The sequence below is a fragment of the Streptomyces sp. NPDC059142 genome (assembly GCF_042755665.1).
In the GTDB taxonomy this organism is placed as follows: domain Bacteria; phylum Actinomycetota; class Actinomycetes; order Streptomycetales; family Streptomycetaceae; genus Streptomyces.
The window spans coordinates 8,629-16,625 of the sequence record NZ_JBHZDA010000115.1; the positions used below are offsets into that span (position 1 = coordinate 8,629).

General features: G+C 70.4%; 7 protein-coding genes. 4 read left to right on the forward strand and 3 right to left on the reverse strand.

What is annotated here, in order from left to right:
• The first annotated feature begins 319 nt into the window (after positions 1–319).
• Positions 320–760, forward strand: a complete 441-nt coding sequence (locus ACFXPK_RS29020) for a tetratricopeptide repeat protein (RefSeq protein ID WP_385002291.1) — start codon at positions 320–322, stop codon at positions 758–760.
• A gap of 174 nt (positions 761–934) precedes the next feature.
• Here the strand turns inward: ACFXPK_RS29020 and ACFXPK_RS29025 are convergent, their stop codons facing one another.
• Positions 935–1,402 (reverse strand): MarR family winged helix-turn-helix transcriptional regulator, encoded by a 468-nt coding sequence (locus ACFXPK_RS29025; protein ID WP_385002288.1) that lies wholly within the window; start codon positions 1,400–1,402, stop codon positions 935–937.
• Positions 1,403–2,104: 702 nt separating this feature from the next.
• On the opposite strand from ACFXPK_RS29025, the gene ACFXPK_RS29030 reads away from it, so the two are divergent.
• On the forward strand, positions 2,105–2,494 hold the full coding sequence (locus ACFXPK_RS29030) for a nuclear transport factor 2 family protein (RefSeq protein ID WP_385080046.1): 390 nt from the start codon (positions 2,105–2,107) through the stop codon (positions 2,492–2,494).
• 240 nt (positions 2,495–2,734) lie between these two features.
• On the opposite strand, the gene ACFXPK_RS29035 is transcribed toward ACFXPK_RS29030, so the two are convergent.
• Entirely contained in the window at positions 2,735–3,676 is a 942-nt protein-coding gene (locus ACFXPK_RS29035; protein ID WP_385080048.1) for a hypothetical protein, read from the reverse strand.
• A 10-nt stretch (positions 3,677–3,686) separates the two neighbouring features.
• Positions 3,687–5,672 (reverse strand): alpha/beta fold hydrolase, encoded by a 1,986-nt coding sequence (locus ACFXPK_RS29040; RefSeq protein ID WP_385080050.1) that lies wholly within the window; start codon positions 5,670–5,672, stop codon positions 3,687–3,689.
• A gap of 108 nt (positions 5,673–5,780) precedes the next feature.
• On the opposite strand from ACFXPK_RS29040, the gene ACFXPK_RS29045 reads away from it, so the two are divergent.
• Both ACFXPK_RS29045 and ACFXPK_RS29050 read left to right on the forward strand, forming a co-directional pair.
• On the forward strand, positions 5,781–7,013 hold the full coding sequence (locus tag ACFXPK_RS29045) for a sensor histidine kinase (RefSeq protein ID WP_385002273.1): 1,233 nt from the start codon (positions 5,781–5,783) through the stop codon (positions 7,011–7,013).
• Positions 7,010–7,693 carry a response regulator gene (locus tag ACFXPK_RS29050; RefSeq protein ID WP_385002270.1) on the forward strand — a complete coding sequence of 228 codons (684 nt, stop codon included), beginning with the start codon at positions 7,010–7,012 and terminating at the stop codon, positions 7,691–7,693. Before ACFXPK_RS29045 ends, ACFXPK_RS29050 begins: the two co-directional genes overlap by 4 nt.
• The last annotated feature ends 304 nt before the right edge of the window (positions 7,694–7,997 follow it).

A 7,997-nucleotide genomic window follows, 5' to 3' on the forward strand; every position in this document is an offset into this window, starting at 1 on the left:
GGGGCGCGCGCGCCGGGGGGGCGCCCCCCGCCCGCCTACTCGCCCGCGCGCCCCCGCCGGGGGGCCGGGCGGGGGCGGGGGGGGGCGCCCCCCGCGCCGGGGGCCGGGCCCCTCGAAGGCGATGATCTTCACTTCCGTACCGATCACCGGCACCGCGGTCGGCGTAGGGCGTACGGAGCCCTTCGTACGCTGGTGTCATGATGAAGCCGTCCGCGGTGGCTGCCCCGCATGCCCCGTCGCCCCCGCCGCCGTGGGCGCCCCGTGGCGGACGTCCCGGTCGCGGGGGCCTGCCACCGCACCTCACCGCAAGGAGACTCCCGTGAGCGACACCTCCCTGACGTACGGCCCGGACGGCGAGCCCTCCGCCGACCGCTGGGCGAGCGCCCTGCACCTCTTCGACAACGGTCCCGGCGTACCGCACGAGGAGACGACGCTCGAACGCTGGGAACGCGCCCGGCTGCTGTTCGAGGCCAAGAGCTACGCCAAGGCCGCCGAGCTGCTCACCGCCGTGGTCGACGAGGCGCCCGAACAGACCGCCCCGCGGCTGCTGTTGGCACGCGCCTACTACCATTCGGCGCAACTCACCCGCGCCGAGGAGCAGTTGCGCGAGATCATCGCGCGGGACCCGGTCGAGCACTACGCCCACCTGATGCTCGGACGCACCCTCGAACGCCAGGGCCGCACGGAAGAGGCGGCCCCGTGGCTGCGCGTGGCCGCCGCCTTCTCCGGCGACCTGGACCTCGACGCCGGAGGCCGCTGACCCGGCGGGGTCATGTGGCATCGATCCAACCGGAGTACGGGGCGACGACACCGAGGGGACGGCACCGGGAGGACGGCACCGGGCCGGGCCCGCCGCCCGGTGTCGCGGACCTCGCCCCGGCCCGTGTCGGCCAGTGGCACCGCACGTGGCGCCACGTCGACGCGCTCCGATCGGTCAGTCGGGCTGCTTCTCCATGTGCGCGAGGACGCGGTTCGAGATCCGGGCGAGCGTGTCGAGTTCTTCCTGGGTGAGGGCGTCGATGAACAGCCGACGGACGTGTTCGACGTGGACGGGCGCGGCGTCCTCGATCGCTGTGCAGCCCGCGGGGGTGGCGACGATGAACGCTCCCCGTCCGTCGTCGGGGCATTCCTCCTTGGCCACCAGCCCGCGCTTCGCCATCCGTGCGACCTGGTGGGACATGCGGCTCTTCTCCCACTCCACGAGCTTGGCCAGGTCCATGAAGCGCAACCGTCCGGTGCCCGTCTCGGTGAGTTTGGCCAACACGATGTAGTCGGAGGCGGACAGGCCGGAGTCGGTGTGGACGCGGCGTGAGAGGCGCCCGACGAGCTTCTCCTGCACACGGATGAAACTGTCCCAGGCGGCCTTCTGCTCCGAGGTCAGCCGGCGAGGCGTTGCGTCCATGGGCAGGAGCGTAACGAGATCACCGACAGCTCATCCATCCCGGACGCACCCGTTTTTCGTTCAATGCCAGAAGTTTTCCGGTATCGAGCCCCGGTAAGTCGGCGCCCCCCATTGGTTGACGTATCAACGAGCGATTCCTAAAGTAGGTGACACATCAACTGCATGATGTGGCGTGCCGCAGGCTGGTCGGCCTGTACCCGCCTTACCGGGCGCACCGGTTTCCCGATGCGTTGCCCGAGGCCCTCGGGCGCAGAACTCCAGAAGGGGAATCCCATGAGTGCCGGGAACACGGCAGGGCTCGACGCGCCGCGGACGACCGTGCCGGAAGAGCGCCCACGGCACGGCGGTGCGGCGCACGATCCGGGCGGGCGTGGTTCCGATCACGCGGCCGGCCGTCACGGGGGAGGGGCAACGCGACCTCGGCTCCTCGCCGACCGGCGCGGAAGCGGCGTCTGACATGCCGACCGCACCGGCCTCCTCCGTATCGGGTACTGCCTGTCGCGACCGGGTCCCTTCAAGGGCGGGGCGCGGCAGATCGTCGTGTCCCCGCCGGAATTCTCCTCCGGAGAGCTGGTCTTCCGTTACGCGAAGGCACTCGCTGTCCGGCCGAATTCGCGGATCGAGACCAGTGGCGCACCATTCCGACACGACGGTCGGCGGCACTCTCCACAACTCCGTGGGACCTATCGAAGAGGAAAGACCATGACCGGCAGTACCACGACCGACCAGGCTCAGCGCAACACCGAAATCGTGCTGACCGCGATGCGGGAGCTCTTCACCGAGAAGGACATCTCCGCGCTCGACCGGTACTGGGCCGAGCCCTACGTGCAGCACAGTCCCCAGATGCCCAGCGGCCTGGACACGCTCCGCGCCGCGGTGCCGGACCTGGAAGGCTTCTCCTGGGAGCCCAAGCGGATCGCCGCCCAGGGCGACCTCGTATTCGCCCACAGCATCGTCCACGGCTGGGCGCCGAACCCCGTCGTCATCGTCGACATCTTCCGGCTGGAGGACGGCCGTATCGTCGAGCACTGGGACGTCATCCAGGACCTCGTACCCCCGGAGGCCACCGTGAGCGGCAACCCCATGGTCTGACACCGACTCACGCGGCGGACAGCCCGAGGCCCCCTCTGCGCGGCGTTGCCACGGCGTCGCGTCCCGTCGCTTCCGGTTCAACGTCCTGGAGATGTGCCGGAGACTCCACCCCACCTCGCCTCGCGTTTCTGCGCGGCAGGTGGGGTGGGGTGCGGCGGGGTGCCTGACGGTGATGATTCCGCAGGCTTTCATATGTCCCGGAAGAGACCAGTCAGCTTTGTGACCTGCGGCGATGGATGGTCAGGGAGCGCTGACCTGTGGGAATGGCCTTTCGGTTGTTTCACGCTCTTGCCTGTTGATGCAGCCGAAAGTCCCAGAAAAGTCCCAGCATCCGATGAAGACACCCTGGTGCTGAACCTGGATGGCGTTCGGGTCGGTCTCGTTGCCGGGGTCGCGAACGAGGTCGAGGGGAGCACCAGCTGGCAGCTGTGCGAGGGTTGCGTCGTTGCCGCTGTGGCGGACACCGCGCAGGGGGCAGGTGAAGGTCCCGGCGCCGCTCAAAATCGTGGCCTGGGTGGCGCGGGGGCTTCGATGTTCGGTGCTGCGGATGAGGCGGCGGGCGGTGTCCGGGTCGGTGAGCGTGGTGATCTCGTCGGTGGTGAGCTGGCTGAGCCAGCCGAGGAACTGTCGGAAGGTCGGCTGCCGGGAGGCCGGCGATCCAGTCGGTGGCCAGCGGTATGAGCGCAGGGCCGTGGTGCCCTTGTCGGTCTCGGTACGGCGGGATCCGGCGCCGGTTTCGGCGGCCCGGTAGACGCGTGCCACAAAGTCCTGCAGCCCGCTGATCTTGACGACCGTCAGCTTGGTGCGCTGGGTCACCACGTCGGCCAGGAGGGCTACCACGTCGTCTTTCCGGACGAGGGCTTCATGGACGAAGACCATGTGCCGCTCCACCACCCGCTCCTCGGGGCGCCGCAGCAGAGCTGCGAGATGCCGGACGAGGAACTGGTGGTCACGCTCGGCGCAGCGGAACAGGGCGAAGTGGAGGCTCTCGTCAAGGCGAACGAGGACCTTCTCCAGACTGTCGTGCGCCTCTGTTCCCAGGGCACGTTTGCGCGTGGCGCGGGTCTTGACCTCGGGCACAGCGATCACCGGCGGCGTCTGGCGGAAGCGGAAGGCCGTCACGTCCGTACCCTGCACGGCTTGGTTCGGGGTCTGCTGGTAGCGCAGCTTCAGGATCGGCACACACCCCGTCTCATCCGGTGACGGCCGTGGCAGCGAGCGGGGAGCGGCGCCGGAGGGTGCGGAACGCGAGGAGCGCGTTGGCCCCGACAACGGCACCGAGGACGGCGGTCGCGGGTATCAGCAGCCCGCTCCCTGCCAGCGCGCCCAGCAACGCGCCCATCCAGGAGCCGAGAAGGACGAGCGTCGGTACGGTCGTCCGGTTCGAGCCGTCCGGGTCATCGGCCGGCCGGGCCAGGTACACCCCCAGGCCGACCAGCAGCCCGGTGCCGGGCACCACCACCGCGAGGCTGGTGATGAACCACTGCGGAGCGAAGGTCCAGGCGAACAGAACGCCAAGGAGCCAGCCGGCGAGACCCAGGGGCACTGTGCCGAGCAGCCGGATCCAGCGGCCTGCGAGGCGGTCCGGCGCGCCCCGGCTGCGGCGTCGGCGGGCCAGCAGTACCAGCGCGAGCAGAGCGAGCAGCGGCACCCCGGTCACACCGGCGAGCAGAAGACCGGCGACCAGCGACATGCTCATCGGGACGGCGGTGAAGTCGACCGGACGCCGCTCGAATCGCGAGCTGTCGACGCGGCCGGAATCGTAGAAGGTGGTGAGCAGGTGCGTGCCCGCCTCCGGCTGCTGCTGCCAGAAGTCGGCGGTGTGTCCGATGCCGGGCAGGACCACCTCGCTCCCCCGGCTCAGTGAGGGCAGCAGCTCCTTCGTGGCATTGACCGGCGGTGTGGAGAAGTCGAGTTCGCCGCCGATCAGCAGGGTCTCCACGGAACTGGGGCGCACGGTGCGGTACTCGGCGTTGTCCGGGCTGTCCGGCCACACGGTGGAGAATCCGTCCGGGCCGCCCCAGAGGAAATCGGTGGAGGAGTTGCCCAGGATCGATCCGTGATCACCGCCCCGGCCGTAATAGGTCCGCATGGTGGGCGCGTCGATCATGGCGAAGGAGGCGAGCTCTCCCCACACCGTGGAGCTCGGCAGCGTGACATCCGCCAGCACCGACATGGCCCACATCGCGCCGGGTCCGCCGTCGAGGTAGGCGTCGATCACCGTGGGCGCGTTGCCGGGTGCCGAGCCCTCGCCGTTCATGTGCATGGAGTACTGGCTCAGGATGCTGACGTTCGTCTTCTTGATGCTGAGGGGCCCCCACCCGCTGGGCATGTCGGCGACCCGGGACCGGATGGTGGCGGCGAGGTCGGAGGTCTTCGCGTCGCAGGCGCGGTCAGCCCGGCAGAGGTCTGCGTACTGCTCGAACTGCGAGTCGGTGATGCGGGGGTCCCAGAACAGGTGTCCGGGTGGGTTGACCGAGATCATCGCCGAACGCTGGAGTGCGTCGGGGTGGCGCCATGCGTAGACCATCGCGGTCCGGGTGCCGGCGCTGGAGCTGAGCAGGTTGATCCGCCGGTAGCCGAGCGCTTTGCGCGCCGACTCCATGTCCTCGACGCGCTGGACCGCCGAGTAGCCGGTCAGGTCGACGCCGGTGCGCTGCAGCCGGTCGGCGCACTGCTCGAAGGCCCGGCGGGTGTGCGGCAGGTTCTCCGCGCCGGTCATGTCCGCCGACGACCGGAGCGCGTTCGTCACTTCGTCGCAGTCGAGGCGGGACGAGCCGTCGACGCCGCGGTAGCCCACGAGCACGACGTCGTGGTTCTCCGCCAGGCGGCCTGCCTGCGGAAAGTCCATGTTGGACTGTCCCGGCCCGCCACCGAACCGGAAGACGGGCTCACCGGCCGGCTCCGAGGCCGCCCGGATCCGTACGACCGGCAGGGCGATCAGCCGGGAGCCGGAGTCGCGCCGGTTCTCCGCGACGACGAGAGTCCCGCAGTCGGCGGCCACGGAGCCGTCTTCGGTGTCGTAGGAACACGGTTTCATGGTCAGCGAGTCCGGCGCGGCACCCCGCGGGACTCTGACGGTGGAGTCCGGCCACATGATGACGGCGGCCAGGACGAGCAGCGCGGCGGCGATGCCCGCCACGACGCGAGAGCGACGGCGGTGAGGGAAAGAACGCATGCCGGGAAAGCTAGGGGTGTGCGGCTGCCGAAGCGTCACACCGGGCGGTGATCGTCTGTCCCTCCGGAGAGTGACGCCGGCCCCCTTTCGCCCCGGCACAATGGCCGGATGTCCCGCACTGTGAACCTGGCCGCGGCTGGATGGATCCGCCCGTGGACGGCTCGACCGACAGCGCACGCCGCGCAGAGGTCGCTGGCCCGCCAGGCCGTGTCGGTCGCGCTGATGTGCGCCGCCGTCGACGGCCTGAACTTCCTCACGCGGGGCCCGGATCCGGGCCCGTGGACGCCCGTCCTGCTGGCCGTGGTCATCGCCGCCGACGTCGCGCTCGCGTCCGCACCGAGACTGTCCGGCTGGGTCGCCGTCACGCACGCGGCGGTGGGGGTCGCCCTGGCGTTCGTGATGCCGGGGCGCAATCCGAGCACGGCCGGCCAACTGGTCAGCTCCTACCGGGCCGGCGCGTGGCTGCGCGGCCGGTCCTCCGCCGCCGCGCTGATCACGGTGTGCGTCGGAATCCTGGTCTCGGTGGTCATCACCGGTCTCACCGCTCCGGTGACGGTGCTCGGTGTCGTCGCGGCCAACACGCTGCTGCCGTGGCTGGTGGGCCGTTACACCACCGCCCGTAAGGAGCATGTGGAGGAGCTGCGCCGGCAGCGGGAGGCCACGCTGCGCGATGCGGAGGCCGAGATCGCCGCCGCGGTGACGAAGGAACGCGAGACGATCGCGGTCGAGTTGCACGACGTCATCTCCCACCACGTCAGCGCGATCGGTGTCCACACGACGGCGGCCCGGCTGAACCTCACCGGGACGGCCGTCCCCGGTGACAGCCCGGTTCACACCTCGCTCGCCGCGGTACAGCAGTCCGGCCAGGCGGCCATGACGGACCTTCGGCGGCTGCTGTCCCTGCTGCACGACGGCAGCGACTCCACCGACCAGCCCGGAGTCACGATGCTGCCGGAGCTGTTCACCGGTCTGCGTGCCTCGGGTCTGCACGTGACGTTCGTCGTGTACTGCTCACCGCCGCCACTCACGAAGGAAGTCGACATCACGGTGTACCGGGTGGCACAGGAGATGATGACGAACGTTCTACGGCACGGGGACGGCCGGGCGGCGCGGGTCGAACTCGACTGCCACGACGGCTGCGTGGCTCTCACCGCACGCAACCGTGTCGCCCCCGCGGCGGCAGACCCACCCTGCGTCTCCTCACCGCCGGGGTCCGGGCTCGGTCTGCGTGGCATGCGCAAGCGGGCGGAGGCGCTGGGCGGATCGGGGACCTTCGGCGTCACCACGGACGGGGACTACTGGGAATCGAGCGTGACGATCCCGCTGGCAGGTGCCCGGTGACACTGCGCATCGTGATCGCCGACGACCACGCCATGTTCCGCTCCGGCTTCCGGGCCGTACTCGACGCACAGCCGGACATGGAATGCGTCGCCGACGTCGGCGACGGACGCAGCGCCGTCGAGGCCGTCACGTCCCTGGCTCCCGACCTCGCCGTCCTGGACGTCCGCATGCCCGGGCTGGACGGCCTCGCCACCGCACGCCGCATCCGGTCCGAAGGACACCGGAACGTGAAGATCATCCTGCTCACCTCGTTCGGCACCGACGACTACCTGCGTTCGGCGCTGTCGGCGGGGGTCGCCGGCTTCGTTCTCAAGAGCCTGCCGCCCGACGAACTCGTGACCGCGATCCGCGTCGCGGCTCGCGGCGACACCTACCTGGATCCCTCCATCACCAGCCGCCTCGCGCCCCGGCTGGCCGACGCCCTCGCCCCGGCTCCCCCGGCGCGTGACCGGGCGCCGGGCCTCGAACGCCTTACCGCGCGCGAACACGAGGTGTTCCTGCTCATGGCCAGGGGATTCTCGAACGCCGAGATCGGCGACCAGCTGTACGTCGGCGAACAGACCGTCAAGACCCATGTCTCACGCGTCCTCGCCAAGCTCGGGCTCAGGGACCGCGTCCACACCGTCCGGTTCGCCCACCACCACGGGCTCGTCGAACCGCACGACACCTCGGGGCTGTGACCGCTGACACCGGCGCTGCCGGTGTCAGGAAGGTGAGCCGGCCGGAACTGGGAGGACGAGGGCCCGCCACCGGTCGGACTCCGGCCGTCGAGGCGGCGGACGGCATGGAAGGAGCCGCCGTCACGATGCGCAGGTCCGAGCGGCCCGCGTCGCTGTCGTGGGGGCGCCGGTGGAGAAAGGCGCGGAGAGCCTGATCGACGTTCGGGAAAGAGCGCCCGGGCCCCAGCAACCGGTCGCGGGCGGGGTGGTTAAAATTAGCGCCCACCCCGAGCCGGCCCAGCCCCAACCCCCGCCCCACAACAGG

Coding starts and splice junctions, on each gene's coding strand:
- ACFXPK_RS29025 (WP_385002288.1), bottom strand. CDS start 1,402: ATGGACGCAACGCCTCGCCGGCTGACCTCGGAGCAGAAGGCCGCCTGG.
- ACFXPK_RS29030 (WP_385080046.1), top strand. CDS start 2,105: ATGACCGGCAGTACCACGACCGACCAGGCTCAGCGCAACACCGAAATC.
- ACFXPK_RS29040 (WP_385080050.1), bottom strand. CDS start 5,672: ATGCGTTCTTTCCCTCACCGCCGTCGCTCTCGCGTCGTGGCGGGCATC.
- ACFXPK_RS29045 (WP_385002273.1), top strand. CDS start 5,781: ATGTCCCGCACTGTGAACCTGGCCGCGGCTGGATGGATCCGCCCGTGG.